Origin of the sequence: Actinoplanes sp. NPDC089786 (assembly GCF_040684855.1) — a bacterium.
Taxonomy (GTDB): Bacteria; Actinomycetota; Actinomycetes; order Mycobacteriales; family Micromonosporaceae; genus Actinoplanes.
Window position 1 is genome coordinate 2241038 of record NZ_JBFBGU010000001.1, and the last position, 25026, is coordinate 2266063.

A 25026-nucleotide genomic window follows, 5' to 3' on the forward strand; every position below is an offset into this window, starting at 1 on the left:
CCGCACCCGCCGTAGCCGACTTCACCACCACCGAAGCCCGCCCCGCGCGTCCCCACCGACGCCCTCGCCTGCGCGCGGTCCCCGACCCTTCCCATACCGCCTCCGAGCCCAATGCTCCCGAGCCCACCGCCTCCGCGTTGTCGTCCGGTGTTCCAGCTCGTGCCGTTCCTGTGCCCGTTCCCGGCGTTCCCGTTCCCGCAGTGACCTTCAGCGGCGTGGCGCAGCCGGCCGTGGCCACAGTCACCGGCCGCAACCTCCCCACCGCGGCGCCCACCGCCAGTTCGTCGATGACCGCCGCCGCAGACCCGGCAGCCGCGAACCCAGGCCCGTTGACGGTGACGATCAGCATCGACGGAGGCGAGGGCGAGAACCGCGAACGAGTCCTGACCGCCCTCCGCGAACTCCTGGCCGTGGCCGGCCCCGCCGCCGACGTAGCCCTCCGGGCCCCCACCGAGATCCCCACCGGCGAGCCCGGCGTGATCAGCCTCGACCCGGCCCCCCGAGCGGCCTTCCGCGACGGCAAACTCCTCGACCTGAGCCGCCTCGAGTACGACCTGCTCCTCTTCTTCGCCGAACACCCCCGCCAGGTCTTCACCCGAGCCCAGCTTCTGTCCCGGGTCTGGGGCCACGTCCACACCGGCGTCCGCACGGTCGACGTCCACATCAGCCGCCTGCGCACCAAACTCGACGACCCCGAACTGATCACCACCGTCTACGGCGTCGGCTACCGCCTGGCCGACTCCGCCCCCGTCCGCGTCGTCTGACCCCCCTCGGGTGTGCGCCCGCGGCGACCCCGCCGTGGCGCGCGTGCCTGCGTCCCTGCCGTGGCGCGTGCCCGCGGCCGTGCCGTGGCGAGCGTCCCTGCCGTGGCGTGCGTCCCGCGGTGGCGTGCTTCCCCGTTGGCCCCGCGGTGGCGTGCGTCCCCGCCGTGCGCACCCTGCGTTCGGCCGACGTCCACCCGCCGGCCCCACACCGCAGAAACAGCTGCTCGCGGTCAGGATCGTGTCGCCCGTCCCGCAGCCCTTGTCGTGGCACGCTCTGCGTTCGGCGGGTTTCGCCCGTTGGGTTCGCTCCGCGACAGCAGCTACTTGCGGTGGGGCTCGCACGGCCCGCGCCGCAGCTTTGCCGTGGCGCTCTGAGTTCTGCCACCGCCGGGGCTGCGCCGCGAAACAGCCGAGTTGGGCCGTCACAATTCAGCGACTTGTCTGATTTGTCGCGCGCCCACCACCGCCACCCCCACCCCTCTGGGTGGGCAGGAAATGTAGCGGGTGGGTGTGACATTTCGCGCTGGTTATCCACAGGTGGGGGCGTGTAACCGGCAAATCGACCGAACGGCACCGGATAAAGTGTGGCTCCGAGATGGCTTGTCTGGACCGGCATAGCCTTCATTGCCTATCGTGTGGATAGGAGTTCGGTCGAGGGGGCGCGGATGTCCGGACGACGGGTTGTGGCGGTTGTCGGTGGCGGGGCGGCGGGAGTGTTGGCTTCCGTGGCTCTGTTGCGCCGGACCGACGCCGATGTGGTGCTGATCGAGTCGGGCGAGCTGGGTGGCGGGGTCGCCTATGGTGCGTCGGCTCGGCCTTGGCAACTGCTCAACTCGCGTGCGGGTGCGATGAGCGCCTACCCGGATGACCCGGGGCATTTCGTGCGGTGGGCCGGGGTGGAAGCGTGTGACTTCATGCCGCGGCGGGCCTACGGGCACTACCTGCGCGAGGTGCTGGATTGGGCCGCGCTGGCCCACCCGGGGCGGTTTCGGTGGGTGCGGGGCCGGGTTTCCGATGTACGTACGGACCCGCTCGTCATCCTCGACGACGGCCGGGAGGTCCGGGCCGACGACGTGGTGCTGGCGCTCGGTAACCCGGTGAGCGGGCAGCCGCCCGGCCTTCCCTCGGCCCTCGGCGAGGATCCGTCCTTTGTGGCCGACCCGTGGCGCCCGGGCGCTCTCGACAACCTTCCGCACGACCGCCCGGTCCTGCTCATCGGCACCGGCCTCACCGCGGTCGACGTCACACTCACCCTCGCCGCCACCGAACCCGCGCGCACACCAGGAACCAGCGGCGCCGCCCGGACAAGCGCCACGCCACCCGCAGGCGCCACGGCTCACGCGGCCGGCGCGGCAAACATGAACGGCACGGCCCAGGCAGGCGGCACGGCCCAGGTGAGCAACGCGCAGGTGGGCAGCGCAGCCGATAAAAGCAGCGCAGCCGATCAAAGCAGCGCGGTGGGTGGAAGCAGCGCGGCGCCGGCGTGGGGCCAGAAGCCGGCACGCGACCCAGCCGCCCAGTCCTGGGAGGAAGTCCTCTGCGGCGAAGCCACGGTCGGCGACCTCGACGCCGGCCCGGGCGCATTCTGGGACGGCCCGGTCTGGGGCGGCCCGGACCGTGAGCAGGCGCGCGGCCTGAACACCACAGGCGCGAGCGACCGCGTGATCATCGCCTACAGCCGCCGAGGCATGCTCCCCCTGGGTCACGTCGAGCGTCCGGCCGACCTGGACTTCCCCGACCTCACCGGCAAGAGCACCCTGCGGGAGATCATCCGCGCCGTACGCGAATCGGCCTCGACCGCCACCGACTGGCGCGCCGTCGTCGATGGCTTGCGCCCACAGACCGATGCCGTCTGGGGCCGCCTGGCCGACCGGGACCGGGACGCCTTCCTGCGCCACCTGGCCCGCCTCTGGGAGTGTCACCGCCACCGGATGGCGCCTCCGGTCGCCGCGCGCATCGCGCACCTGCGGGAGACCGGGCGGCTGATCGTCCGGAAGGGCGCGCCGCCCGAGGGGCTGCCGAAGGCGGCGATCGTCAACTGTGCCGGCCCGGGGCGGCTGCCGGGCGCGGCCACGGGACTCACCGCGACGCTGCTGCGCAAGGGGCTGGCCCGGGTCGGCCCGTACGGGCTGGGGCTCGACGTCGACCACGACGGGCGGATCCACCGGAACATCTGGGTGCTCGGGCCGTTGCGGCGTGGGGTGCGCTGGGAGACGACGGCGGTGCCGGAGATCCGGTCGCAGGCCCGGGACCTGGCCGAGGAGATCGCCACGACGGGTCTGGAAAGGGCAGCCTAAGCCGGAGCATCCCGAATGAGTAATAAGACCGACGTATGACATCCATGAACGCCCAGCTCAATGCTTGTTTGACGGGTATCGACGAAACATTGTGTAAACCTTAACGAGCCTTGAGGAACGTATCGACGGCGTTCAATACTGCGTGAGCACCTCCGGCACACCGAACTCCCGGCGTGCCACCCACCCCCCTGGGAGGAAACGTGCTCAACCCGAAGCTTCGCCGACCGATCGTCGGCCTGGCCGTCGGCATTCTCGCCAGCGGCGTCTTCGCCTCACCGGCTGTGGCCGCCCCGCTGAGCGCCGACGCGGCGGTCGCCGCGACGACTCTTTCGCACACCCTCGAGGCTCAGCTCGGCGAGCGCAGCGCCGGCTCGTACGTCGGCACGGACGGCAAGCTGATCGTCAACGTGACCGACGCCGCCACCGCGAAGACCGTCTCCGCGGCCGGCGCCACCCCCCGCATGGTGGAGCGCGGTGGCGCGGTGCTGGCCGCCGCCAACGACTCGCTCAGCAAGGACCTGAAGATCGCCGGTACGTCGTTCGGCCTGGACCCGATCGCGAACCAGATCGTGGTCACGGCCGACAGCACGGTGAAGGGCGCCAAGCTGACCAAGGTCCGCGAGCTCGTCGCCGGTCTCGGTGACACCGCCCGGCTGGACATCGAGGCCGGCACGCTGAGCACGCTGATCTCCGGTGGCGACGCCATCTACTCGGGCGGCTCCCGCTGCTCGCTCGGCTTCAACGTGCAGTCGGGTTCCACGCAGTACTTCCTGACCGCCGGTCACTGCACCAACATCGGCACCACCTGGACCAACGGCTCGCAGACGATCGGCACCCGGGCCGGCACCAGCTTCCCGGGCAACGACTACGGGATCGTGCGCTACACCGGCTCGATCTCGCGGCCGGGCACGGTCGGCGGCGTGGAGATCAGCAGCGCCTCCACCCCGGCGGTCAACACGACGGTCACCCGCCGTGGCTCCACCACGGGTACCCGCAGCGGCCGGGTCACCGCGCTGAACACGACGGTGAACTACTCCCAGGGCAGCGTTTCCGGCCTGATCCGCACCACGGTCTGCGCCGAGCCCGGCGACAGCGGCGGCTCGCTCTACTCCGGTTCGACGGCCCACGGCCTGACCTCCGGCGGCAGCGGCAACTGCTCCTCCGGCGGCACGACCTACTTCCAGCCGGTCACCGAGCCGCTCTCGGTCTACGGCGTCTCGGTCTACTGACGAACCAGAACCGCAGGAAGGAGAGCCCCGCTCACCCGAGCGGGGCTTTTTCCTGAACCAGAGCCAGGTACGCGGCGGTCAGCGAACCGAGGACCGACGGGGTCCCCGAAAGCCGCGGCACCCCGAGATGCAGCTCCCGCAGCTCGTCCATGAACGCGTCCCACAGCGGCGGCCCGCCCTCTTCGAGCAGCTGGGCGCGGATGGCCAGCTCGGGCGACACCGGCAGATGACGCCGCCCCCACGCGCCCAGGTGGGCCATGACCGGCACCAGCTGGATGGCCGGCTCGGTCAGGCTCAGCCGTACCCGCTGCTTGTGGGACGGATCGGGCGCCGACGTGATCAGCCCGAGCTCGGTCAGCTTGCCGATCCGGTCGGCCAGGATGTTCGAGGCGATGCCCTCCTCGGACCGGGTGAGCAGGGCGCGGAAGTGTCGCCGGTCGCCGAACATGATGTCCCGGATGATCAGCAGCGACCACTTGTCGCCGAGCACCTCCAGCGAGAGGTTGATCGGGCATCCCGACCGATGCGCGTCGCCCACGAAACCCCCTACGGATGCGAGACCACTTGCAGTCTACAACCGGTTCGAAAGGGGGTGAAAGTCACGAGGTCCTGGATCGGAACGCGAACAGCCGCTGATCACGGGGGCGGTCGGCGTTTTTCGCGCTTCGCCGCCTGCCCAAAGTATGGGCCGATCGGTCCGAATCGGGCGTTAACGCCCATTGGCCGCCCGATCGTCGGCTTCCTTCTCCTCGCCGCGCCGCTTGAGCATCCGCAGACCGGGCAGTCCGGCGATGGCCAGGTGGAGGTCTTCGGTGACCCCGAGCAGCTTGTGCAGGTCGGGGCCGACCTGGTCGAGCTTGCCGAGCAGCGGCAGGATGTCGTCGACCAGGTGCCGGCGCAGCTCGGGGAAGGTGTCCACCATCCGGATCGCCGCCGAGATCTCCTCCGGCGACAGCTCGTTGACGAAGCGCTCGGCCAGCGGGGCGGCCTTCTGCAGGGTCGGCGCGTACGCGTGCAGCAGCGCCTCGGCCTCCCCGGTGGCAGTGGCCGCCCGGACCACGACGGCCGAGGCGGCGCCGGTGGTGGCGGCCGCGTCCTTGATCACCGCGGTGGCCGCGTCGGTGGCCGCGGCCGCGCCGCCCACCACCCTGGCCGCGCCCGTGGCCACGTTGTCGGCCTCGATGACCAGCTGATTCGCCCCGGCCGCGACGCTCTCCACCTCGGCCACGAGCCGGGCCGCGGCGCTGGCGATCGTGCGGATCTCCAGCATCGCCGCCTCCGCCTCGGCGACCGAGTGGCCGGCCCGGTCGACCAGCGTGTCGGCCTTGTCGGCGACGACCGCGATGCGGGCGGCGAGCAGTTCGGCCTGGCCGAGGACCGCGAGCACCCGGGCCGGCACGCTGACCAGCGTCGCGCCGATCTCGATCACCTGGCCGGCGGTGCTGCGGGCGAGGTCAACGGCGGCGCGGGCGAGATCCAGGATGGCCATGCTGTTCATTGTGCCCACGAGACGCTCGAGTTCACCGGCTGAGCGCCGATTCCGACGCGGTCGGGCACCGGAAGATCAACGTTGACAGCAGGTTAACGAGAATCATACGAGGGGTATACGGCCCTGGTCCTGGCCATCACGTACGGTTGTCGATGCACAACGAAGAGAAGGGACGTGCTAGGTGACGACGGGATTCTGGCAGCCACATCCGCTGCGGACCTTGGCCGGCCAGGCGGGCGAGGTCGAGCTGAAGATCGTGGTTCCCGATCACCGGAGCCGGTCGCTCGGCATCGACACCGCCCGCGGGCCGAACCGCCGCGTCTACTACCTGGACACCCCCGACCTGGCGCTCTACCAGCACGATCTGATCGTCCGGGTCCGCGACCGCCGGCTGGGGCGCGACGACGCCGTGGTCAAGCTGCGCCCGGTCGACCCCCGTCGGGTGCCCGGCTGGCTGCGTTCGGCCGACCGGTTCCAGATGGAGATCGACGCGCTGCCCGGGCACGCCGTCTGCTCCGGCGCGCTCAAACGCCGGCTGCGGCGCGGCGACGTGAGCCGCGCGCTCAAGGCGGGCCGGCCGCTGACCAGCCTGCTGTCCGCGCGCCAGCGCAAGCTGTTCGCCCGGTACGCCCCGTCCGGGGTCGGCCTCCGTGACCTGGTCGTCTACGGGCCGGTCGACGTGCGGAAGCTCAGCATCAAGCTGCGCGGCATCAAGGGCGGGCTGACCGCCGAGCGGTGGCGCTACCCCGACGGCTCCGACCTGTTGGAGCTGTCCACCCGGTGCCCGGTCGACGAGGCCGAGGCGCTCGCCTCCCGGGTGTCGAGGACGCTGCGGGCCTACGGCGTGGCTCCGGCCGAACTCCAGCGCACCAAGACCGAACTAGCCCTCCTGGCCTAGGCGTGTTGCCTATACGCGCTCAGAGCAGCTCTGAGCGCGTATAGGCAACGGCGGCCAGCGTCACTCAGCGTGAACGGCATGCCGCCCTGCGTCGAAAGTTGGGGCCAATCTTGATCGGATCCCGCCCACGGGTAACGATTCCGGCATCGGGCGCGGCAATATGCATGGGTGCTTCGGACGAAGAGCGTGATTCTGGCCGTTGCCGCCGTCGGAATTCTGGGGGGTGGCGCGCTGGTGGCTGTCGGCATGACCCGCGACAGCGGGGGCGAGGGCGGTGGCGTCCTGTCGTCCGGCGTCGTCGGCGGCCCCTCGAAACCGGCGGCCAGCCCCACGCCGACCGGCCCGAGCCCCGAGGAACTGCGCAAGATCGAGCGCGCCAAGCAGGTCAGGAGCCTGAACACGGCGTTGAAGAAGTACTCCGCCACGGTGCCCGAGTTCTCGGTGGCCGTGCTCGACCGGAAGACCGGCGAGACGTACGCCTTCCGCGGCTCGGAGGCCTACGAGACCGCGAGCGTCGTCAAGGTGCAGGTGCTGGCCTGCCTGCTGCTCGACGCCCAGGGCGACGAGCGTGAGCTGACCGCGAGCGAGAAGGAGCGGGCCGGGCGGATGATCCGGGCCAGCGACAACGCCGCCACCACCTCGCTGTTCACCCAGCTGGGCGGGGCGAAAGCGATCGGGAAGTGCAACAAGAAGCTGGGCCTCAAGTCGACCAAGGTCGTCACGGCCTGGGGCCTGACCAAGACCACCGTGAACGACCAGGTGAAGCTGCTCAATCAGCTGGTCAACGCCAAGGGGCCGCTCGACGAGGGCTCCCGGGCGTACGCGAAAGAACTGATGAGCTCGGTCAACTCCGACCAGAACTGGGGTGTGCCGGCCGCCGCCGCGAAGGGTGAGAACTTCACCGTGAAGAACGGCTGGCTGCAACGCTCGACCGAGAAGAACCGCTGGATCATCAACACGGTCGGACGGGTCAGCGGCGGCGCCAAGACCGACGTCTCGATCGCGGTCCTCTCGCACAACCACGTCGAGATGCCGGGCGGGATCGCCGTGGTCGAGAAGGTCGCCAAGATGACCCGGCAGTACCTCAAGTACTAACGCCCTCAAGTACTAACGCCCTCAAGTGCGGGCGACCTCAAGTGCTGGCGGTCGCCTTGCGGCGCTTCTGGACGAAGCTGATCGCCCAGTTCACGATCAGGATCAGCAGGACCGCCGCGACGACGCCCTGCCACGGCTCGGGGAAGATCGAGCCGCCGGCCAGGCCGACCCCGGCGTAGACGACCGACCAGAGCGCGCAGGCCGGCAGGTTGGCGATCACGAAGGTGCGCCACGGCAGGCCGGCGAAGGCGGCGGCGAGCAGCACCGGCACCCGGCCGCCCGGAATCAGCCGCGACACCAGCAGCACCTGGACCTGCTTCTCCTTGAGCCTCTCCTTGACCGTGGCCAGGTGCTCCTCGTCCCGCAGCCAGCGCAGCCGCCGGGCCAGCTTCTCGCCACCGGCGCGGCACATCGCGTACATCACCAGATCGCCGACGTAGGCGCCCGCCGCGCCGAACGCGACCACCAGGACCAGCACCAGCGGCTCGGTGTGGAAGGCCAGCGCGGCCGCGCCACTGACCGCCGCGCCGGTCGGCACCACGGGCACGATCGCGCCGAACGCGACCACCCCGAGCAACCAGAACAGTGAGCCCAACCAGGCGATCACGCGGCGTCCCCGGCCGGTGTGGCGGGGCGGAAGGTCAGCGTCTCACCCTGGCGCAGCACCCGGACCTGGGCGTCCGGCGCCTTCTCGGCGGCGAACCGGGCGAACGCGGGCCCCGGCTCGCCGAACATGTGCTGCCGGACCCGGCCCAGGCCGACCGGCCAGAACGAGCCGTAGTGCACCGGCACGGCATGGGTGGCGCGGACCCGGCGCAGGGCCTCGGCCGCCTGCTCGGGGTCGAGGTGCTCGTGCGCGTGCAGGGTCGGTCCCCACCCGCCGACCGGGATCAACGCCAGGTCCAGCGGCCCGAGCGCGGACATCTCGTCGAAGAGTCCGGTGTCCCCGGCGTACCACGTCTTGGAAGTGCCCTCGACGACGAAGCCGAGCGCGACCGACCGCAGGTTGGACCACGGCCCGCGGTCACCCGGATGGGCGGCTTTCACCGCCCGGATCGTCACGTTGCCGACCTTGGTCTCGTCGCCGGGCGAGAGCTCGACCACGCGCTCGGCGGCGGCCCGGCCCAGGCCCTTGGCGATGAAGCCGGCCGACCCGCGCGGCACCACCAGCGTCGGGTGGCCGGGAACCATCCGCAGCGAGGTGAGGTGGAAGTGGTCGGCGTGCAGGTGGGAGAGCAGCACCGCGTCGGGCGGCCCGGGCAGCCGCGGCGCGGGACCGGCCATGCGGCGCAGATGGGCCAGCCGGTTGGTGAGGACCGGATCGGTCAGCACGGTCGTGCCCGCATCGGCCAGCCACATCGTGCTGTGCCCCCACCAGGTGACGCTCGTCTCGCCCACCAGTTCACGGTACTCACCTCGACATGCGGTCGTGACCTGGCTCCGCCAGACTGGCGCCGTGACTGGACCCCGCTCCGCCGTCGTCGTGAACCCGTCCAAGGTCGACGACATGGATCAGCTGCGCCGCTTGATCACTTCAGGGCTGGCCGAGGCCGGGTGGCCCGAGCCCCGGTTCCTGGAGACCACGCCGGAAGACGCCGGCCGCGGTCAGGCCGAGCAGGCCGTCGCCGACGGCGCCGAGCTGGTCTTCGCCTGCGGCGGCGACGGCACGGTGATGGCGGTGGTCACCGCTCTGGCGGGTACGGACGTCGGGATGGCGGTGCTGCCCGCCGGCACCGGCAACCTGCTCGCCGCCAACCTCGGGCTGGCCGGCGACGCGGCGACCGGGGTGCAGGTGGCGATCGAGGGCGGCCGCAAGCGCATCGACGTCGGCCAGGTCGGCGACCAGTGTTTCGCGGTGATGGCCGGCATGGGCTTCGACGCCGAGATGCTCGACGCCACCTCCGAGACGGCCAAGAAGCGGCTCGGGTCCATCGCGTACGTCGGCGGTGGCCTGAAGAAGCTGCTGGCCAACCCGATGCGGGTGCGGGTGGTGATCGACGGCGGCCCGCCCATGCCACGTCACCCGCGGACGGTCATCGTCGGCAACGTCGGCCGGTTGCAGGGCGGCCTGCGGCTGCTCGAGGAGGCCACGCCGGACGACGGCAAGCTGGACGTGGCGATCCTCAGCCCCAACAACCTGTGGCACTGGCTGGCCATCGGCTGGGGGGTGCTGAGCCGGCGCAAGCGGATCCCCCGGATGGAGACCTACCGGGCCGAGCGGGTCGAGATCCGCAGCAACCGCCCCCAGCCGCGCCAGCTCGACGGCGACCTGATCGACCCGGGCAAGAGCATGCAGATCACCATCAAGCCGAAAGCGCTGCTGCTGTGCGTGCCGCGGCCGGCGTCCGACCCCGACCTGGCCTACGACGTCAGCGTGACCCGCGACGCGGCCGAGGGGGTGCGCGCCGCCGCCAAGGAGGCGGAGTGAGCTCCACCGAGCCGGTGCCCGAGACCCGGATGATGCCGGGTGACGAGCTCTCCGCCGACGACGCGCTGGAGGCGATCCGGCACTACGGCCGGTGGCCGCTGGTCCGGGACGCCTTCGTGCGGTTCCGATACGGCGACGGCTTCAGCCACTCCCGGGCGCTGGCGCTCCAGCTCTGCCTGGCCATCGTGCCGTTCCTCATCGCGCTGTCCGGCCTGGCCACCGACCTGGGCGCGGAGGAGGGCGGCACGATCGTCGCCGACACGGTTGTCGCGCTCACCCCCGGCGCCTCCGAGCCGCTGGTCCGCGACCTGCTCCGGGCCGGCGAGGAGGACGAGGACCAGGGCGAGTTCGCGCTGGTCGTCGGCCTGATCACCGGTCTCGTCGCGCTGACGCAGGCGATGGCGCAGATCGAGCGCGGTGCGAACCGGATCTACGGCGTCGAACGTGACCGGCCCGCCCGGCCGAAGTACATCCGCGCGGCGATCCTGGCCGTGGTCGCCGGTGTGCCCGCGCTGATCGGCTTCCTGCTGCTGGTGGCCGGGGGAGCGGCCGGCGACTCGCTGGCGCGGGAGCTGGGGTGGGGCTCCGCCCTGCGTACCGGGTGGGACTGGATCCGCTGGCCGCTCAGCCTGGTGCTGATCGTGGTGGCCGTGGGCGTCCTGTTCGAGCAGTCGCCGCGGCGCAAGCAACCGGCCCTGTCCTGGCTGCTGTTCGGCGCCGGGGTGGCCACCGTGCTGTGGTGGCTGGCCAGCCTCGGGCTCGGCGGGTACGTGCGGATCAGCGACGACTTCAACGCCACGTACGGCCCGCTGACCGCGATCATGGCCCTGCTGATCTGGGCGAACCTGACCGGCATCGCGTTCTTCCTCGGGCTGGCCTTCGCGGCCCAGCTGGAGGCGCAGCGGGTCGGCGTCACCCAGCCGGCGCCGCCCGACCGGTGGCAGCCGGGAGATTGATTTTCGTGGCGGCCGGGTAACTGGCGGCCGTGTCCGTGTCACGTCGTTTCGGTATCGGCGCCTTCGCCGGCTTCCTGCTGGTGGCCGCCGTCGGCTTCGGGTTCGGCCTGCTCCTGCTGCTGGTCCGGGGCCGGTGGGCGCCGCTGACCGGGTTCGATGTCGCGATCGCCGACGGTCTCAACGCCGTCGTCTCGCCGTACGTCGGCCTGCTGAGGTGGTTCTCCCAGCTGGGCGGCCGCCCCTTCATGTTCTGGCTGGTCGTGCTGGCCGTGCTGGTGCTGCTGATCCGGCGGCGCTGGCGCCTCGCGCTCTACCTGGTGGTCACCGGCGTGGGCGCGCTGCTGCTCGACCCGTCGCTGAAAGCCCTGGTCGGGCGGGTACGCCCGGTGGTCGAGACCCCGGTCGCCCACGCGCCCGGCAACAGCTTCCCGAGCGGGCACGCCCTGGGCTCGATGGTGGTGTACGGCGCGCTCGTCCTGGTCTTCCTGCCCGCCGTGCCGCCCCGGTGGCGCAAGGTCTTCGTTGGGTTCCTGGGCCTGATCGTGCTGCTGATCGGCTTCAGCCGGGTGGCTCTGGGCGTGCACTACACGACGGACGTGCTCGGCGGCTGGCTGCTCGGGGTGGCCTGGCTGGGCGTCACGGCGTACGCGTTCCGCCCCGACTTCATGGACCGTGGCCTCGAGCCGTCGTCCGCCGCCGACCTGCGTCCGGCCCCGGCCCACCACGGCTCCGCCCACCCGTGGCGCGCGGTCTTCCAGATCGTCACCGGCTGGGTGCTGACCTTCGGCCTGGTGTACGTCCTCGGCGTGCTGGTGCGCGGACAGCACGACGACGGGGTGAACCGCTGGCTGCAGAGCTTCCGCACCCCGTCCCTGGACGACCTGAGCTACTTCTGGAGCAAGGCGGGCGACACCCACGCGATCACCCTGGTGCTGCTGATCTCCTGCCCGCTCGCCCTGGCCCTGTGGCGTCAGTGGCGCCCGGTCGTGTTCCTGCTCGTGACCATGGCCGGTGAGATCACCCTCTTCCTGTGTACGGCCGCAGCCGTCGAACGCCCCCGGCCGCGGGTCGAGCAGATGGACGGCCAGATGCCGACGTCGTCCTTCCCGTCCGGCCACATCGCCGCGACCCTGTGCTTGTGGACCGCGATCGCCATCCTGGTCATCGGCCGGGGCCGGGGCTGGTACCGCTGGCTGGCCCTGGTCCCGGCGATCGTGATGCCGGCCGGGGTGGCCCTGTCCCGTGTGTACCGGGGCATGCACCACCCGACCGACGTCCTGGGCGCCCTGCTCCTGACCGCCCTCTGGCTGGGCGTCCTCTGCTGGGCCATCCGCCCGCTGCGCACCGCCGACCCGGTCGAGACGAACGCCGGCTCCGCCTCGGCGCCCGCGCCCGCCGCACGGGAGTCCCCGCCGCGCGAGAGGGTCTGACGGCCGATGCGGGTCATGACGTGGAACATCCTGGTCGGCGGGCAGGACCGGCTCGGCGCGATCCTCGACGTGGTGCGGCGGGAACGGCCCGATGTGCTGGCGTTGCAGGAGCTCAAGGGGTGGAGCGCGAAACGGGTCGGCGAGGTCGCCGGTGAGCTGGGGATGACCGCGCATCTGGCGCCGTCGGTGTTCGGGCAGCCGGTGGCGGTGCTGGCGCGGACGGCGCTGACCCGGACGCGGTCGATCACGTGGCGGCTGCACCACGCCGCGGCGGTGGCCACGGTCGGCGATCTGACCGTGGTCAGCACCCATCTGAACCCGTTCTCGCCGGAGCGCCGTCGCCGGGAGGCCACCTGGCTCGCGGCGTGCTTCTTCCGTACCCGCCGGAAGGTCTTGATCGCCGGCGACCTGAACTCGCTGGACCCGGGCACCGACCACGCCGAGGCGCTGGCGGTCATCGACCAGCGGTATCAGCGTCGTCACCTGACCCCGGCCGGGACCGCCGACACGCGGGCGATCCGGGCGCTGCTCGACGCCGGGTTCGTGGACGTCGGGCGGGGCATCGGGGCCACCGTGCCGACGGCCCGCTACCGGGAGAGGGAGTTCGGGGAGTTCCGGCTCGACTACCTGATGGCGAGCCCGCCGCTGGCCAGGCTGACCCGCTATGTGTCGGTGCGGCGGGACGAGGTCACCGATCGCGCCTCGGACCACTATCCGGTGGTCGCGTCCTTTTCAGACGAAACTGAACAGCCGGCGGGATGACAGCCGGTTCAGGCCGACCCGGAAGTGCGCGTCGTCCGGCCGGGTGAAGGCGAGTTCCTCGAAACCACAGTCCTCGAAGTGCGCGCGCAGGTCCTGGGCCGGGTCGCGGTCGTCGTCGGGGAAGTGCCCGCGGGTCCAGATCACCAGGCCGCCGTCGGCGAGCAGCATCGGCATCGCGGCGATCGTTCGGCGGGCGTCGGCCATCGTGACGTTGCCGAAGACGCCGCAGGCCATCAGGATGTGCGCCGGCGCCAGGTCGGCGTAGGTGGCCGGGTCGCCCGCGTCCGCGACCCGGACCCGCACGCCGGACAGGCCCAGCTCGGCGGCGGTGGCGCGGGCCGTCGAGGCCAGGCCGGGATCGAATTCGACGAGTACGGCCGACACGAGCGGATCGCCGGCCGAGGCGAGCACCGGCAGCACGTCCCGGCCCTCACCGGCGCACATCGCGACCAGGCGCAGCCGGCCGTCCGCCCGCGGCGCCTCGGCCAGGGCCCGCCGCAGGTCGCGCTGCACCACCCGCAACCGCCCGGCCAGGGATGACCCCGGGTCGTCGTAGTGCTGGTGCCACTCCTGCCAGTTCTGCTCACCTTGGCCATGAGCAGGAGTCTGCCCGCACCGGGCGGGCCTCAATCGGGCAGGCGGCGGTGGACGCCGGCCAGCAGATCACGCATCGCGCCGCGGAAGATCTCGGCCTGGAACGGGGCGAGGAAGTCGGTGTGCCCGAACGCCTCGAGCACCACCAGGCCGTGCAGGTGCCCCCAGACGCTGACGAAGAGCGCCCCGGCCGCCGGCGGGAGCGCGCCGATCGCCTCGGCCGGCAGCCGGTCGAAGCGTTCCCGCAGCCCCGCGCTCATCGGCGGCAGCTCCATCCGGCTCAACCGGTCGGCGCCGAGCCCCGCGAACAGCGCGTCGCAGACCACGACCGCGAGCCGCTGGGCGGCGCCGGTGGTGCGGCCGTCGTCCGGCGCCCGGTAGTTCCGCAGCGGCGTCCCGTAGATCAGCTGGAACCGGGCCGCGTTGGCGATGGCCCAGCCCCGGAAGCCGTCGGCGGCGGCGATGAAGGCCGGATCGCCGGGCCGCGCCGGGTGGTCGACCGCGGCCCGCACGGCGGCGGTCAGGTCGTCGTAGGCCTCGACGATCAGCGCCGTGACCAGCTCGTCGCGGTTCGGGAAGTAGTGGTAGAGCGCCTGTACGGTCATCCCGAGATCGCGGGCGACCGCCCGGAGGGCCAGACCGGCCGGACCGCGCTCGACGATCTGCTTGAGGGCGGCGTCGAGGATCTCGCGGGTGGCCGCGGCGCGGCGGCGATCTCTCAGCGACACGCGCCTCACCTTAACGGTGTCAGTTTAATCTGGCACTGCCAGAGGGCGGCTCTTCGTCGCTAGTTTCGGTTCGCTACTCACGTACCTTCAGGAGGACGACATGAACGAGCTCATCGACGGATGGCTCCAGCTGTGGAACGGCGACCTCGGCCGCGCCCAGCAGATCATCACGCCCGGCTTCCGCCTGCACGCGGCAATGATGGACGGTGGTGACGGGTCGGCCGTCAAGGGCCCCGACGGGCTCGCCGAGTGGATCGGCCAGACCCGGGCCGCCTTCACCGACCTCACGTTCGCCATCGAGGTCGGCCCGATCGTCCAGGACGACCACGTCGCGCTGCGCTGGACGGCTTCGGGCACCTACGGCGGGGGCTTCCCCGGCGCCGCGGCCGAGCCCGGCACCCAGGTCGCCTTCACCGGCACCGACCTGCTGCGGGTGGCGGACGGCCAGTTCGCCGAGTACTGGGTCAACTCCGACATCCACGTCCTGCTGGCCCAGCTCCGGGTGACCCCGCCCGCCTGACGATCAGAGGGTGTCGACCACCACGCGGTCGCGGCCGGAGCGCTTCGCGGCGTAGAGGTTGCGGTCGGCCTGGGAGAGCAACGCGCTCGGCGTGCTGCGGCCCTCGGCCGCGGCGGTCACCCCGATGCTGGTCGTCACCGGCAGCGTCCCGGTCACCGGGGCCCACGGGAAGGCCCGGATCCGCAGCCGCAGCGCCTCGCACCGCCGGGCCGCCTCGGCCAGGTCGACCCCCGGGAAGACCAGCAGGAACTCCTCGCCACCCATCCGCGCCGCCAGGACCGGCCCGGTGGCCACCTCGGCCAGCATCGCCGCCACCTCGACCAGCACCGCGTCGCCGGTGCTGTGCGACAGCGTGTCGTTGACCCGCTTGAAATGATCAAGATCGACGATCGCCACGGCCAGCGGGGTACGCCGGACGACGGCCTCGCCGATCAGGGCGGGCAGCCGCTCGCGTACAGCAGCGCCTGCTCCTCGCGCACCCGTGCCCGGATCGCGTGCAGCCCGCGCTCGTCGCACATCCGCAACGCCGCGTCCAGCGCCTCCTGGGTGGCCTCGTGGCGGCCCGCCGCCCGCCGCGCCTCGGCCAGCGTGAGCAGGCACTCGGCGAACGCGTCGCCCTCGTTGCCGAGCACCGCGGTCTGGCCCGCCTCGAGCACCGCGCGCAGCGTCGCCTCGACCGCGTCGTGCCGGCCGGACATCATCTCGACCCGGGCGATGGTGTCCAGCTCGTTGGCGCTGAACGGGGCGCCGCTCCGGGCCTGCACGTCGCGCATGTGCTCGATGTAGCCGCGCGCGGCCGGCTCGTCCCCGGTCTCGGTCGCGGTGTAGGCCAGGTTGTTGAGGATGTAGAGGGTCAGCTCGTGGTCGCCGACCGCGGTCGCCACCTGGAGCGCCTCCCGGAACCGGCGCTCGGCCTCGGCGCTGCTGCCGGTCTCGTCGAGCGCCGTGGCCAGCGACAGCAGATGCCGGGCCCGGATCACCGGCGCCACGTCGTCGGTGAGGTGCGCGACGCACTGCACGGCATGGGTCAGCGCGGTCGCCGAGTCGCCCACCTGGCGATAGAAGATGGCGATCTCGCGGTGGGTGCGGGCGATCAGGTACGGGGTGCCGTTGCGCTCGGCCCAGGCGAGCACCTGATGCGCGGCGCGGCCACCCTCCCCGGACCGCCCCTCGCGCAGCAGCGCCCCGGCGACCAGCAGCCGCGCCCGGTTGGCCAGCTCGTCGTCGCCGATCGCCACGGCCCGGCGCTCGGCCGCGGCGGCCGGCTCGGGCAGCGTGCGGAACTGCGACATCGGGCGGCTCTCCAGCTCCGCCACGAGGGCGGCGAGATCCGCGCGCCCGCCCGGATGAACGGCGGCGCTCGACGTCGGTGCCGCCTCCGTTGTCACCGAACCTGCTTTCCGTGATGGCTCCCTGTCCGCCCACGATGCCGGGCCACGGGTTCCACCACGGTGTGTTCGGGGTGCAGAACGGTTGCGGGACGCTTTGCTGTTCCCATGCCGGGTCGTGCTCGCCTCCAGCAATCACGCCGCCGGCCGCTACGAACGCTCGGACGCGTCTGGGCCGGCGCTTCAGCGGTCGGTGTTTCAGCGGTCGGCCCTTCAGAGGGCGGCCCTTCAGAGGGCGGCGCTTCAGAGGGCGGCGCTTCAGAGGGCGGCGCTTCAGAGGGCGGCGCTTCAGGGGGCGGCGCTTCAGCGGTCGGTGCAGATCGGGTCGGTGGCGGCCACCCGGTCGGAGGAGTAGACGACGGCCACCGAGAAGCAGTAGTCGAGGCGGTCGTTCAGGCCGTACGCGATGTAGTTGGAACTGCCCGGCGGCATCTGCTGGAAGACCTTGCGCTCCTGGCCGGCCCGGCCGCCGGAGATCAGCACGGGACCGTCGGCGCCCTTCGGGTAGACCCAGGAGATCACCACGGCGTCGCGGTTGTCGCGCAGCTTCAGCCCGGTGGGCGCGCCGTCGCTGCCGCCGGCGCCGGTCGGGCCGGACGGGCTGGGCGTGGGCCGGCCGGACGCGGTGACGGCGGGTGCGCTGGTCACGGTGGCCGGTGCGGCCGCGGGCGGCGCCTCGTCGCCGCGGGGAAGCGTCGCGGCGACCACGGCCGCGGCCACCCCCACCCCGGCCACCAGCACGGCGGCCAGGATGAAGGGCTGCCGGGAACCGCCCGACTCCGGCTTCTCCCGGCGTACGGGGAGCAGGTCGCCGGCGGGGGCGCTGCCGGTCGGGACGCGGCGTCCCTCCGGCGTGTACTCGGGGATGCGAGCGCCCGGCATCGGCAGCGGCGTGTCCGCGCGCGCGTGCCGGCCGCTCAGGTCGCCGGGCGCCTGATGCACGTCGCTGAGGTAGAGCGGTTGCTGGTAGAGCTTGCCCTTGGGGTCGGTGGGCCGGTTGTCCGGCTCGGGCTCCGCGGGCGCCGGCTCCGGCGGGGCGTCCGGGCGGTACGTGGTCTGGTCGGCGGCCGGATCCGGGCCGTCCGACCCGGTGACCCGGCCGCACACGTGCTTGCCGGTGGCGGGGGCGCCGGCCAGCCGGTCGACCTGCTGCACCAGCGGGTGGCCGGCCGGCAGGTAGCGCGCGCACAGCTCCTGCGCCATCGCCACGTGCTCGGCCGCCTCGGTGCGCCGGCCACACTCGCGTTCCATCACGGCCAGCCGGGCCAGCATCTTGATGCCGGCCGGGGCCGAGTCGCCGTACGCGTCCCGGTGTCGCGTCCAGGCGCTCTTGATCCGGTTGCGGGCCACCGTGCACTGTCCCGAGTGGTGCTCGGCGGTGGCCAGATCGGCCTCGGCCGCCAGCACCCGGGCCGAGTCGGGCGGGTCCACCGCCTCCAGCGCGGCCAGCAGGTCGCGGTAGACCTGGGCGGCCCGGCCGTGGTGACCGATCCGGGAGAGCACCGCGGCGTGGGTGGCGGCGGCCGCGACGGCCCGCTCGTCCCGGGCGCCGTGCAGGCGTTCCTCGGCGGCGTGGGCGAAACCGGCCCACAGCTTCGCGGCGTGCGGGTCGCCGAGCGCGATCAGCACCCGGGCCTGAAGGGCGGCGGCGGTGGCCAGGTCGGGGGAGGCGCGGCGCGGGTCGGTGTCGGACTGGTCGAGCGCGCCGCCCAGCACATCGCGGGCCGCTTCCAGCTCGCCCGCGGAGGTCAGGCTCTGAGCGCGGGCGGTCACTTCGGCGAGCGGCGGGGCCACGTGCCCATAGTGCTGGCATGGACACAGTAAGTACAAGTCTCGCTGGTCGATGTCGTCGGCGCCTTAAGGTTGCCTCTTGGTGCACACTCCTCGCCACCCGGCCGCCGGATGCCGCGGGCGGGGATACTGGAGCCCGGTCTGGCAGCGCGCAACCCAGGGGGTCGGCCGTGGCATGGTACAGCTCGCTGATCGAGTCCGAGCAGGTCAGCGCCGCTCCGGAGCAAGCCGGTGGGCAGCCGTCGCCGCCGGCGATCAGTGGCCGCGCCCAGGCGCTGTTCGCCCTCCAGGGCTCCGCCGGCAACCGGGCGGTCGCCCGCCTCATGGAGCCCGCGGGGCACCCGGAGAGCGAGGAAGCGACGGTGGCCGAGCCGGAGCCGCCGGGCGAGTTCAACGAACTGTCCCCCGAGGAGTCGGAGCCGATGTCGGCGCCGGCCGCCGAACCGGCGGGCACGGACACGGCCGCGCCACCCGTGTCGGCGCCGTCGGCCGCTCCGGCCGCGCCGTTCCACATCGGCGGGCCCACCGGTCTGTGGTGGCTCGACGGTTTCTCCCCGGCGGGCTACAAGACCAGCGCCACCCTGAGCACCAACACGCCGGCCGCCGGGACGTTCGCCTGGACCGTCGTCGGGCCGCTCGGCCTGAGCGACCCGGCCGTGGCCACCCCGACGGTCACGACCACCGGCGCCAGCACGGCGCGGCGCGACGCGAAGATCTCGGTGACGCGGACGGCCGGCGGCAAGACCCAGAAGGCGTCCTACAAGCTCACCGTCCTGGCCCCGGACGCCCTGGGGCACCTGCGGAACGTCGACGCCGCCGACGGCGCCTTCGGCTACGTCAGCCACGTCCACTACAAGATCCTCGACCAGTTCGGGACCACCCTGCCGAGCGCCGTTCCGATCAACGAGCACTTCACGGCCGCCCCGACGGCCGACGCGGCCGGCATGGACTGGCGCCGGGGCAACGAGGGCGCCGTGCTGGCCGGCCCGGCCGACTGGATGGACGTCATCCAGGGCGAGTCGTCCACCCACACCCCCACACCGGTCGGCCCGGCCCACGCCAACGCCGGCGACGCCGTCTACCACTGGCCCGGCGAGTGGCGGGTCGGCTCGCTCAGCATCGGCCTGGGCCGGCGGGTCAAGTCGGTGACCTGGCAGAAATACCGCGGCCGGGCCAGGCACACGTGATGAGCGACCCGCCGTACGCCTGGGGGCCGCCGGCCTCGTCCTGGCAACTGGGCCTGCGTGCCACCCGCCCCGGGCACCACGTCGAGCTCTACGCGGCCGTCCGGCGCACCGGAGAGGCGATCCTGCCCGCCGGCACCCTCACCTTGCAGACCCGGACCAGCGACGGCGCCATCACCGAGGACGGCAGCGGCCCGCGACCCACCACCGCGCTGCCGCTCGCCGAGACGGTGACCGAGATCGCCGGCTGGCGCCTGCCGCCCGACGACGGCGCGACCTACCGCGCGACATTCATCGTCCCGGACGGCGGCCCCGCCCTGGAGTCCGGCTGGGTGAGCGCCGCCGAGAGCCCCGGAACATCGTGACGAGGCGGCCCGGTTCGCGACGCGGCGGGCACGCTGCCTGAACCCGGCACCTCGTTTCCGGGAATGGTGGCTGGACGCGGCCGACGCTGAGGAGCTGCGGTCCGCACGATCCGGCGGAACCTGCCGCCGAGCCCCGAACTCGAGACCGGCGAGCCGATCGCGGCCGCGGGGGATCAGCCTCACGACATTGAGCCGGATGACCGAGAACCGGCCTGGCCACGGTAGAAAGGGGCATGACTGTCGGCGAGCTTAAGCGCGAGGTGCTGGTCCGGCACCTGGAGACCTGGGCGCCGGCGGCGCTGCACAAGCGGCGGGCGACCTATCTGCACGGTGGGGCGGACGCTGACGGCGGGGCGCTGGCCGAGGCGGCGCTGCGGGTCTTCGCGGAGCAGTCCGACCTGGTCCGCGGGCGTGAGCTGACGATGGTGGCGGTCGGTGCGGACACCGCGGAGGTCGAGCGGCGGCTCGCGGCGGTGGGCGTGGACAGCCCGGGCCTAACCGTGCACGTCGTCGCGGGTGGGACGGATGCGCGGCTGACAGCCGCGCTGAAGGCGGTGGGTGCTGCGCGCGTACCTCTGCTTGGATTTTTTGAAGCTCTTGATCCGCTTTCGCCGGAATCGGTCGCGGCGCTCGCGTCGGGCAAGCCGGCGGAGGCGATCTTCGCGCTGGCGCCGGGGGCGGTGACCGACGTGGACGCCTATCGGTCGGCGCTCGGGGAAGGCGGGTTTCCGCTGGTCGCGGCGGTGGAGCTGGCGACCGGGGACGAGCCGGGGGAGTTGTTGGTCTTCGCGACCACGCAGGGTAAGAGCCTGGAGGCCTTCAAGGAGACGCTGTGGGCGGTGGACGAGTTCGCCGGGGTGCGCTATCGCGACCCCGGCGACCCGGAACGGCATCTGATCGACATCTCGCTCACGCCGCACCCCGGGCCGCTACGCCGTGAGGTGCTCGCCCACCTGGCTTCCGTGGGTGCCGCCACGGTCACCGAGTTGCGGACGTTCGCGCTGACCGAGACCGTCTATCGCGCCGCCGACGCCACCCAGGTGGTGCAGAAGCTGGTGGCGGCGGGCGCGGTCACCCGCGACCCGCCGGCCGGGCGGCTCGGCGGCGACGTGGTGATCCGGCCGTCAGCGTGACTTGTCCTGCTTCCAGGACAGCGGGCCGGGCAGATCGACGCGGTGGGCCTTGGCACGTGAGTTCCACGACCAGCGGCCGATCTTGATGCTCCAGGACGAGAAGCCGTTCTGGGTGAAGTTCAGGATCAACGGGCCGAACTTCTTGCGTTGACGGAACAGGACAGCCATCGGAACGTCCTCCTTGGACTTCGCCTCGATGGATGTCTCTTTCCCGATGCTCCTGATCTACAAACTCACCGCGGCTGCCACGCGTCCGGGCGGGTGGTCAGCTTGCGCACGTGGGCCGGCATCCGGCCGCTCAGCAGCTCGGCCAGGCTGACCTCGTCGACCACCTCGCGGACCGCCGCGCGCACCGCCACCCAGAGGTTCGGCAGGTTCTCGGCGGCGCCGGAGTACTGCGTCTCCTCGGGGCGCATGCCACGGACCCCGGCCAGCGGACCGTCGACCGCGCGCAGGATCTGGCCGATCGTGACGTCGCGCGGCGGCTGCGACAGCGTGTAACCGCCCTCGGCGCCACGCTGCGCACGGACCACCCCGGCTCGGCGGAGATCGGCCAGCACCGCTTCGAGGAACTTCCGCGGCATCTCCTGGTCCTGGGCGATGGCCTGGGCGGACATGAGGGACGGATGAGCTTTCGCCAGGCTCAGAGCGGCCCGGACGGCGTAGTCGCCACGCGCGGAGATCTGCACCCACCCATCATGCCGCGCCGGTTCCACTGCTGGTAATGCCACCCCCAAAACCATGGGGATATAGGGATTACCGGTGGTTACCCGCCGGCGACACGCTGCTGTGGGACCTGATGGTTCGAGCCGTCCCGGACCGCCAGCCGGAAGTTGCCCGGGCTCTGCCCGACCTCCCGGTGGAAGAACCGGCCGAAGTTCGTCGGCTCGGGGAAGCCCAGCGACCGGCCGACCTCGGCGACCGAGTCCTCGGTGCACGCCAGCAGCCGGCGTGCCTCCAGCGCGACGCGGTCGTCGACGACCTGCTTGGCGGTGCGGCCGGTGATCGCCAGACTCGCCCGGGTGAGGGTACGCACGGAGCACCCGAGATCCTCCGCGTAGTCCTCGACCCGGCGGCTGCTCGCATGACCCTCCTCGAGCGCCCGGCGGAACCGGGCGAACGTGCGGGCCTCCGCGCTCGGCGGTGACTCACCGTCCGGCCTGGTCAGCAAGGCCATCCGGAGCAGCAGCGCGGCCAGCTCGTGGCGGACCAGCGAGGCCGCCACCGGGCCCGGGGTCAGCCGCTCGAGATCGTCCGCCAACCGGGTGAATCCGGCGCCGATCACGTCCGCCTCGTCGCCCGCCAGGTCGCGGCTGGCGGTCGGGCCGGCATCTTCGACGGTGAGGCCGGGCAGCTGCTCGCCGCTGAGCAGGTCGCGTTCCCAGGAGACCAGGCTCGCGTCCAGGCCGGGCTGGCCACCGAAGCGCAGGGCCTGGCCGGGCCGGATCCAGACGACCGTGCCCGGATGGCAGCGGCGGGTGTCGAAGTCGATCTCGATGGTGCCCTGACCGACGGTGGTCAGGACCAGAAGGTGATAGCTGAGACGCCGCGGGGTGGGCTGCCGGACCGCCAGGTCGGTCTCCGGCAGAGCGCAGGCGCCGACGCCCGCCCAAGCCGGGGCGGGTGGCGTTCCGGCGGGTCGCCGGGTGCGGTGGCCGATCGAGAACATCGAGGCGACCGTATCCGCTGGTGACAAGGGATGCACGTGCTACTCGAAGAGAGATCGTTTTGCTGAGCGGAAACGGTCGATAACCGTACGTCTGGGCGTTTTCTGTTTTTGACAGTAATGACCGTTATAAGCAAAAGGCCCGCATGGAGCGGCAGTCTCCACACGGGCCTCATGCAATTGCGATTTATCTCCCGGCGAGCAGCCGGTTCACCGCCGCGTCCACGTCGAGATGGTCGGATTCGCGCCCCCGGGGCACCACCACATAGGTGCGACGGAGGAACCGGACCAGAACGCTGCGTGGTACTTCGAACAACGCGTTACCGTCCGGGGATGACAGCGCCAGAGCGACGAAATCACCCCTCGGTGTGGCCCACGGCCACACCCGGACGTCACCGATCCCGGCCGGCTCATCGAGCCCCGTGACCAGCAGTTCCCGTGCGAAGGACCAGCTCACGGCTTCCCCACCGGCTGATTCCGCGTGGAACAAAACATGGACCGCATAAGGATCAGCGGGGTCGTAACGGAGACTGGCGCGCACGGGCAGAGCCGTGGCGTCAGGCGCTACGAGCCGCAGCGAGGTCTCTACCTCGACGGTCGTCGGACGAATGGTACTCATGGACGAACTCCCCCCGGCACCGCTGCGAGGTCGGTAACCCCGCGTTTCCCATACTCAGGTGATCCCTGTCGTTACGCTCCGCCATACGCTGATCTCACCCAGTAGTGGGAAGACGGTGCCGAATCCGTCCCGAAACGGGTCGAAGAACGCTATCTTGTCGGCCCTGCCCAAGTACTCGGTTCCGCCCGGTGTCGGGTGGTCCAGTCGTTGACTTACTCCGGTAACGTCCATTCCTCCCGGGTAGTGACGGGGCTCCGGAACACTGGGGGATGAAATGGTCGCGAAACCCGACAAGCAGGGCCACTCCGTGGGAGTCCTGGACAGAATCCGTTCCACTCCCGCCGGCCGCCACGCCCTCAAGGTCGGCGTCGGCATCTTCGGCGGCCTCGTCGTCGCCATCGGGATCGTCCTCATCCCGTTCCCCGGCCCCGGCTGGGCGATCGTCATCCTGGGCCTGGCCATCTGGGCCGTCGAGTTCGCCTGGGCCAGGAACCTGCTCGTCTTCACCCGGCGCCACGTGCAGTCCTGGACCCACTGGATCGGCCGCCAGTCCTGGCCGGTCCGGTGCCTGGTCGGCATCGCCTGCATGATCTTCGTGAGCGCGATCGTGTATGTGTCGGTCCGCCTCAGCTTCGGCATCGACCTGATCCAGGTGGCCCGCGACTGGCTCGCCTGACCCCTGATTAGGAGGCGGTGTCAGGGTTCCGGTATTGTTCGGTGCGTTCCCGGGCGATTAGCTCAGCGGGAGAGCGCTCCGTTCACACCGGAGAGGTCACTGGTTCGATCCCAGTATCGCCCACCAGCGTCTGTGCAGGTCAACAGCTCGTTACCGCAGTTCAGGTAACGGGCTGTTTGCTTGTAGCTCCTTACGTTGGGAGCACAGGGGGAGCGCAAGATCATCTTGAGCGGTCCGGGTCAGCGGTCTGGTCATCGACGGTGCGCAGGCGGGCGATGCCTCTCTTCGCCACCGATCCCACCATTCCTAACGTGAGCCGGATGCGGCGCCGGGCTGGATGGGCGGCGTGCGCTGTTGCTCAGGTTCCGCAGAAGGTCCGGTAGGCGCCGAAGTCGGGCGGCAGCGGCGTACCGCTCGAGGTATGACGGGCGAGCACGAGTTGGCGTTCTGTGTCCCGGGCAGGCTGCGCCGGCGGCGTGATCAGATCGTGCATCACCGACGACGCTGGCTGTCGGCCTGGTGTTGGTGCAACCGACGACGTCGTCGATCTTCTGGCTGGATTTCACCGCCACTGCGGGTTGACCTTAAGACGCTCATTGACGTCCAGGGAGCCCGGACCGCAGCGGTGGTCCGGGCTCCCGGCGGGGATGGCCTTCCTGCGGGTGTGTCAGGCCGCGTGGAGGTGTCGTTTGGGCGTGGGGCGGGTGGCGTGGCTGTTTTGCCAGCGGGTTTGGAGGCTGGTGGTGACCGCTGAAGGTGGGCGTCCGCGCCCGACCGGGACCTCACGCGGGCCCTCCTATGCCAGAACTCGCCGGGCGGACGAGGTTCGGCTACGTGCTCGTTGGCCCCGCCGCTCCGCCCGTTGACGGCCACGCTCCGTCGACAGCATCCACGTGAAGGGCGAGACTCGGCGCGTTACTCTGCCGATGAGAGGGTGTCCACTAGCACGCCGGTCGACCGTGGAGTCAACCCCGTTGATCCCGAGGGATGTGGAGTTTTTCCAGAGCTCGCCGA

Annotated in this window: 28 protein-coding genes and 1 tRNA gene; 15 read left to right on the forward strand and 14 right to left on the reverse strand. The window is 71.7% G+C overall.

What is annotated here, in order from left to right:
• The first annotated feature begins 200 nt into the window (after positions 1-200).
• From AB0O15_RS10685 to AB0O15_RS10695, 3 genes are all read left to right on the forward strand, one after another.
• On the forward strand, positions 201-764 hold the full coding sequence (locus AB0O15_RS10685) for a winged helix-turn-helix domain-containing protein (protein WP_364316825.1): 564 nt from the start codon (positions 201-203) through the stop codon (positions 762-764).
• A gap of 665 nt (positions 765-1429) precedes the next feature.
• Entirely contained in the window at positions 1430-3061 is a 1632-nt protein-coding gene (locus AB0O15_RS10690; RefSeq protein ID WP_364316827.1) for an FAD/NAD(P)-binding protein, read from the forward strand.
• A 200-nt stretch (positions 3062-3261) separates the two neighbouring features.
• The gene (locus AB0O15_RS10695) at positions 3262-4290 is read left to right on the forward strand and encodes a S1 family peptidase (protein ID WP_364316830.1); all 1029 of its coding nucleotides are present in this window, start codon (positions 3262-3264) and stop codon (positions 4288-4290) included.
• Between the two features lie 31 nt (positions 4291-4321).
• On the opposite strand, the gene AB0O15_RS10700 is transcribed toward AB0O15_RS10695, so the two are convergent.
• Both AB0O15_RS10700 and AB0O15_RS10705 read right to left on the reverse strand, forming a co-directional pair.
• Complete coding sequence (locus AB0O15_RS10700; protein WP_364316833.1) at positions 4322-4828, reverse strand: helix-turn-helix domain-containing protein; 507 nt, start codon at positions 4826-4828, stop codon at positions 4322-4324.
• 171 nt (positions 4829-4999) lie between these two features.
• Positions 5000-5779: a hypothetical protein gene (locus AB0O15_RS10705; RefSeq protein ID WP_364316836.1), complete on the reverse strand. Its 780-nt coding sequence runs from the start codon at positions 5777-5779 to the stop codon at positions 5000-5002.
• 181 nt (positions 5780-5960) lie between these two features.
• On the opposite strand from AB0O15_RS10705, the gene AB0O15_RS10710 reads away from it, so the two are divergent.
• Positions 5961-6677: a hypothetical protein gene (locus tag AB0O15_RS10710; protein ID WP_364316839.1), complete on the forward strand. Its 717-nt coding sequence runs from the start codon at positions 5961-5963 to the stop codon at positions 6675-6677.
• A 168-nt stretch (positions 6678-6845) separates the two neighbouring features.
• Positions 6846-7772 (forward strand): serine hydrolase, encoded by a 927-nt coding sequence (locus AB0O15_RS10715; RefSeq protein WP_364316842.1) that lies wholly within the window; start codon positions 6846-6848, stop codon positions 7770-7772.
• Positions 7773-7809: 37 nt separating this feature from the next.
• Here AB0O15_RS10715 and AB0O15_RS10720 read toward each other — a convergent pair whose 3' ends face one another.
• On the reverse strand, positions 7810-8379 hold the full coding sequence (locus AB0O15_RS10720; RefSeq protein WP_364316845.1) for a VTT domain-containing protein: 570 nt from the start codon (positions 8377-8379) through the stop codon (positions 7810-7812).
• Positions 8376-9170 carry an MBL fold metallo-hydrolase gene (locus AB0O15_RS10725; protein ID WP_364316847.1) on the reverse strand — a complete coding sequence of 265 codons (795 nt, stop codon included), beginning with the start codon at positions 9168-9170 and terminating at the stop codon, positions 8376-8378. The genes AB0O15_RS10720 and AB0O15_RS10725 overlap by 4 nt, the downstream gene beginning before the upstream one ends.
• 58 nt (positions 9171-9228) lie before the next feature.
• Between AB0O15_RS10725 and AB0O15_RS10730 the strand changes: the two genes are divergently transcribed.
• The 4 genes from AB0O15_RS10730 to AB0O15_RS10745 are packed head-to-tail and all read left to right on the forward strand — an operon-like array spanning position 9229 to position 13348.
• A complete protein-coding gene (locus tag AB0O15_RS10730) occupies positions 9229-10200 on the forward strand; it encodes a diacylglycerol kinase family protein (protein ID WP_364316850.1) in 972 nt (323 codons plus the stop codon).
• Positions 10197-11156 (forward strand): YihY/virulence factor BrkB family protein, encoded by a 960-nt coding sequence (locus AB0O15_RS10735; RefSeq protein ID WP_364316853.1) that lies wholly within the window; start codon positions 10197-10199, stop codon positions 11154-11156. Before AB0O15_RS10730 ends, AB0O15_RS10735 begins: the two co-directional genes overlap by 4 nt.
• A gap of 29 nt (positions 11157-11185) precedes the next feature.
• Positions 11186-12586, forward strand: a complete 1401-nt coding sequence (locus tag AB0O15_RS10740; RefSeq protein WP_364316854.1) for a phosphatase PAP2 family protein — start codon at positions 11186-11188, stop codon at positions 12584-12586.
• A gap of 6 nt (positions 12587-12592) precedes the next feature.
• Positions 12593-13348 (forward strand): endonuclease/exonuclease/phosphatase family protein, encoded by a 756-nt coding sequence (locus AB0O15_RS10745; protein WP_364316856.1) that lies wholly within the window; start codon positions 12593-12595, stop codon positions 13346-13348.
• Here AB0O15_RS10745 and AB0O15_RS10750 read toward each other — a convergent pair.
• Complete coding sequence (locus AB0O15_RS10750) at positions 13319-13978, reverse strand: class I SAM-dependent methyltransferase family protein (protein ID WP_364316858.1); 660 nt, start codon at positions 13976-13978, stop codon at positions 13319-13321. The two genes, AB0O15_RS10745 and AB0O15_RS10750, sit on opposite strands and share 30 nt — an antisense overlap.
• On the reverse strand, positions 13975-14670 hold the full coding sequence (locus tag AB0O15_RS10755; RefSeq protein ID WP_364316861.1) for a TetR/AcrR family transcriptional regulator: 696 nt from the start codon (positions 14668-14670) through the stop codon (positions 13975-13977). The genes AB0O15_RS10750 and AB0O15_RS10755 overlap by 4 nt, the downstream gene beginning before the upstream one ends.
• Positions 14671-14770: 100 nt before the next feature.
• Between AB0O15_RS10755 and AB0O15_RS10760 the strand changes: the two genes are divergently transcribed.
• A complete protein-coding gene (locus tag AB0O15_RS10760; protein WP_364316864.1) occupies positions 14771-15190 on the forward strand; it encodes an ester cyclase in 420 nt (139 codons plus the stop codon).
• A 3-nt stretch (positions 15191-15193) separates the two neighbouring features.
• Here AB0O15_RS10760 and AB0O15_RS10765 read toward each other — a convergent pair whose 3' ends face one another.
• The 3 genes from AB0O15_RS10765 to AB0O15_RS10775 form a co-directional block, all read right to left on the reverse strand.
• Positions 15194-15586, reverse strand: coding sequence for a GGDEF domain-containing protein (locus AB0O15_RS10765; protein WP_364316867.1), 393 nt, complete (start codon positions 15584-15586; stop codon positions 15194-15196).
• A 35-nt stretch (positions 15587-15621) separates the two neighbouring features.
• A complete protein-coding gene (locus tag AB0O15_RS10770) occupies positions 15622-16578 on the reverse strand; it encodes a tetratricopeptide repeat protein (RefSeq protein WP_364316869.1) in 957 nt (318 codons plus the stop codon).
• A gap of 303 nt (positions 16579-16881) precedes the next feature.
• Positions 16882-18372, reverse strand: a complete 1491-nt coding sequence (locus tag AB0O15_RS10775; RefSeq protein ID WP_364316871.1) for a fibronectin type III domain-containing protein — start codon at positions 18370-18372, stop codon at positions 16882-16884.
• A 167-nt stretch (positions 18373-18539) separates the two neighbouring features.
• Here AB0O15_RS10775 and AB0O15_RS10780 point away from each other — a divergent pair, with 167 nt between their 5' ends.
• From AB0O15_RS10780 to AB0O15_RS10790, 3 genes are all read left to right on the forward strand, one after another.
• Entirely contained in the window at positions 18540-19556 is a 1017-nt protein-coding gene (locus tag AB0O15_RS10780) for a hypothetical protein (RefSeq protein ID WP_364316873.1), read from the forward strand.
• Positions 19556-19918, forward strand: coding sequence for a hypothetical protein (locus AB0O15_RS10785; RefSeq protein WP_364316875.1), 363 nt, complete (start codon positions 19556-19558; stop codon positions 19916-19918). The genes AB0O15_RS10780 and AB0O15_RS10785 overlap by 1 nt, the downstream gene beginning before the upstream one ends.
• Positions 19919-20151: 233 nt before the next feature.
• Complete coding sequence (locus AB0O15_RS10790; RefSeq protein ID WP_364316878.1) at positions 20152-21051, forward strand: hypothetical protein; 900 nt, start codon at positions 20152-20154, stop codon at positions 21049-21051.
• On the opposite strand, the gene AB0O15_RS10795 is transcribed toward AB0O15_RS10790, so the two are convergent.
• From AB0O15_RS10795 to AB0O15_RS10810, 4 genes are all read right to left on the reverse strand, one after another.
• Positions 21043-21219 (reverse strand): DUF4236 domain-containing protein, encoded by a 177-nt coding sequence (locus AB0O15_RS10795; RefSeq protein WP_364316880.1) that lies wholly within the window; start codon positions 21217-21219, stop codon positions 21043-21045. The genes AB0O15_RS10790 and AB0O15_RS10795 overlap by 9 nt on opposite strands.
• Positions 21220-21284: 65 nt before the next feature.
• Entirely contained in the window at positions 21285-21740 is a 456-nt protein-coding gene (locus tag AB0O15_RS10800) for an Rrf2 family transcriptional regulator (protein ID WP_364316882.1), read from the reverse strand.
• Between the two features lie 77 nt (positions 21741-21817).
• On the reverse strand, positions 21818-22720 hold the full coding sequence (locus AB0O15_RS10805) for an AraC family transcriptional regulator (RefSeq protein WP_364316884.1): 903 nt from the start codon (positions 22718-22720) through the stop codon (positions 21818-21820).
• A gap of 184 nt (positions 22721-22904) precedes the next feature.
• Positions 22905-23336: an SsgA family sporulation/cell division regulator gene (locus AB0O15_RS10810; protein WP_014446635.1), complete on the reverse strand. Its 432-nt coding sequence runs from the start codon at positions 23334-23336 to the stop codon at positions 22905-22907.
• 274 nt (positions 23337-23610) lie between these two features.
• On the opposite strand from AB0O15_RS10810, the gene AB0O15_RS10815 reads away from it, so the two are divergent.
• Together AB0O15_RS10815 and AB0O15_RS10820 are read left to right on the forward strand one after the other, a co-directional pair.
• Positions 23611-24012 (forward strand): TIGR02611 family protein, encoded by a 402-nt coding sequence (locus AB0O15_RS10815; protein ID WP_364316887.1) that lies wholly within the window; start codon positions 23611-23613, stop codon positions 24010-24012.
• Positions 24013-24063: 51 nt separating this feature from the next.
• Positions 24064-24138: transfer RNA gene (locus AB0O15_RS10820), tRNA-Val, on the forward strand.
• 232 nt (positions 24139-24370) lie between these two features.
• Here the strand turns inward: AB0O15_RS10820 and AB0O15_RS10825 are convergent.
• A complete protein-coding gene (locus AB0O15_RS10825) occupies positions 24371-24505 on the reverse strand; it encodes a hypothetical protein (RefSeq protein ID WP_364316890.1) in 135 nt (44 codons plus the stop codon).
• Positions 24506-25026: the final 521 nt, after the last annotated feature.

What these genes read in the sequence shown, in the direction of transcription:
- AB0O15_RS10690 (WP_364316827.1), top strand. Translation starts at nt 1,430, where the DNA reads ATGTCCGGACGACGGGTTGTGGCGGTTGTCGGTGGCGGGGCGGCGGGA.
- AB0O15_RS10705 (WP_364316836.1), bottom strand. Translation starts at nt 5,779, where the DNA reads ATGGCCATCCTGGATCTCGCCCGCGCCGCCGTTGACCTCGCCCGCAGC.
- AB0O15_RS10745 (WP_364316856.1), top strand. Translation starts at nt 12,593, where the DNA reads ATGCGGGTCATGACGTGGAACATCCTGGTCGGCGGGCAGGACCGGCTC.
- AB0O15_RS10760 (WP_364316864.1), top strand. Translation starts at nt 14,771, where the DNA reads ATGAACGAGCTCATCGACGGATGGCTCCAGCTGTGGAACGGCGACCTC.
- AB0O15_RS10785 (WP_364316875.1), top strand. Translation starts at nt 19,556, where the DNA reads ATGAGCGACCCGCCGTACGCCTGGGGGCCGCCGGCCTCGTCCTGGCAA.
- AB0O15_RS10790 (WP_364316878.1), top strand. Translation starts at nt 20,152, where the DNA reads ATGACTGTCGGCGAGCTTAAGCGCGAGGTGCTGGTCCGGCACCTGGAG.
- AB0O15_RS10795 (WP_364316880.1), bottom strand. Translation starts at nt 21,219, where the DNA reads ATGGCTGTCCTGTTCCGTCAACGCAAGAAGTTCGGCCCGTTGATCCTG.
- AB0O15_RS10805 (WP_364316884.1), bottom strand. Translation starts at nt 22,720, where the DNA reads ATGTTCTCGATCGGCCACCGCACCCGGCGACCCGCCGGAACGCCACCC.
- AB0O15_RS10810 (WP_014446635.1), bottom strand. Translation starts at nt 23,336, where the DNA reads ATGAGTACCATTCGTCCGACGACCGTCGAGGTAGAGACCTCGCTGCGG.
- AB0O15_RS10815 (WP_364316887.1), top strand. Translation starts at nt 23,611, where the DNA reads ATGGTCGCGAAACCCGACAAGCAGGGCCACTCCGTGGGAGTCCTGGAC.
- AB0O15_RS10825 (WP_364316890.1), bottom strand. Translation starts at nt 24,505, where the DNA reads ATGCACGATCTGATCACGCCGCCGGCGCAGCCTGCCCGGGACACAGAA.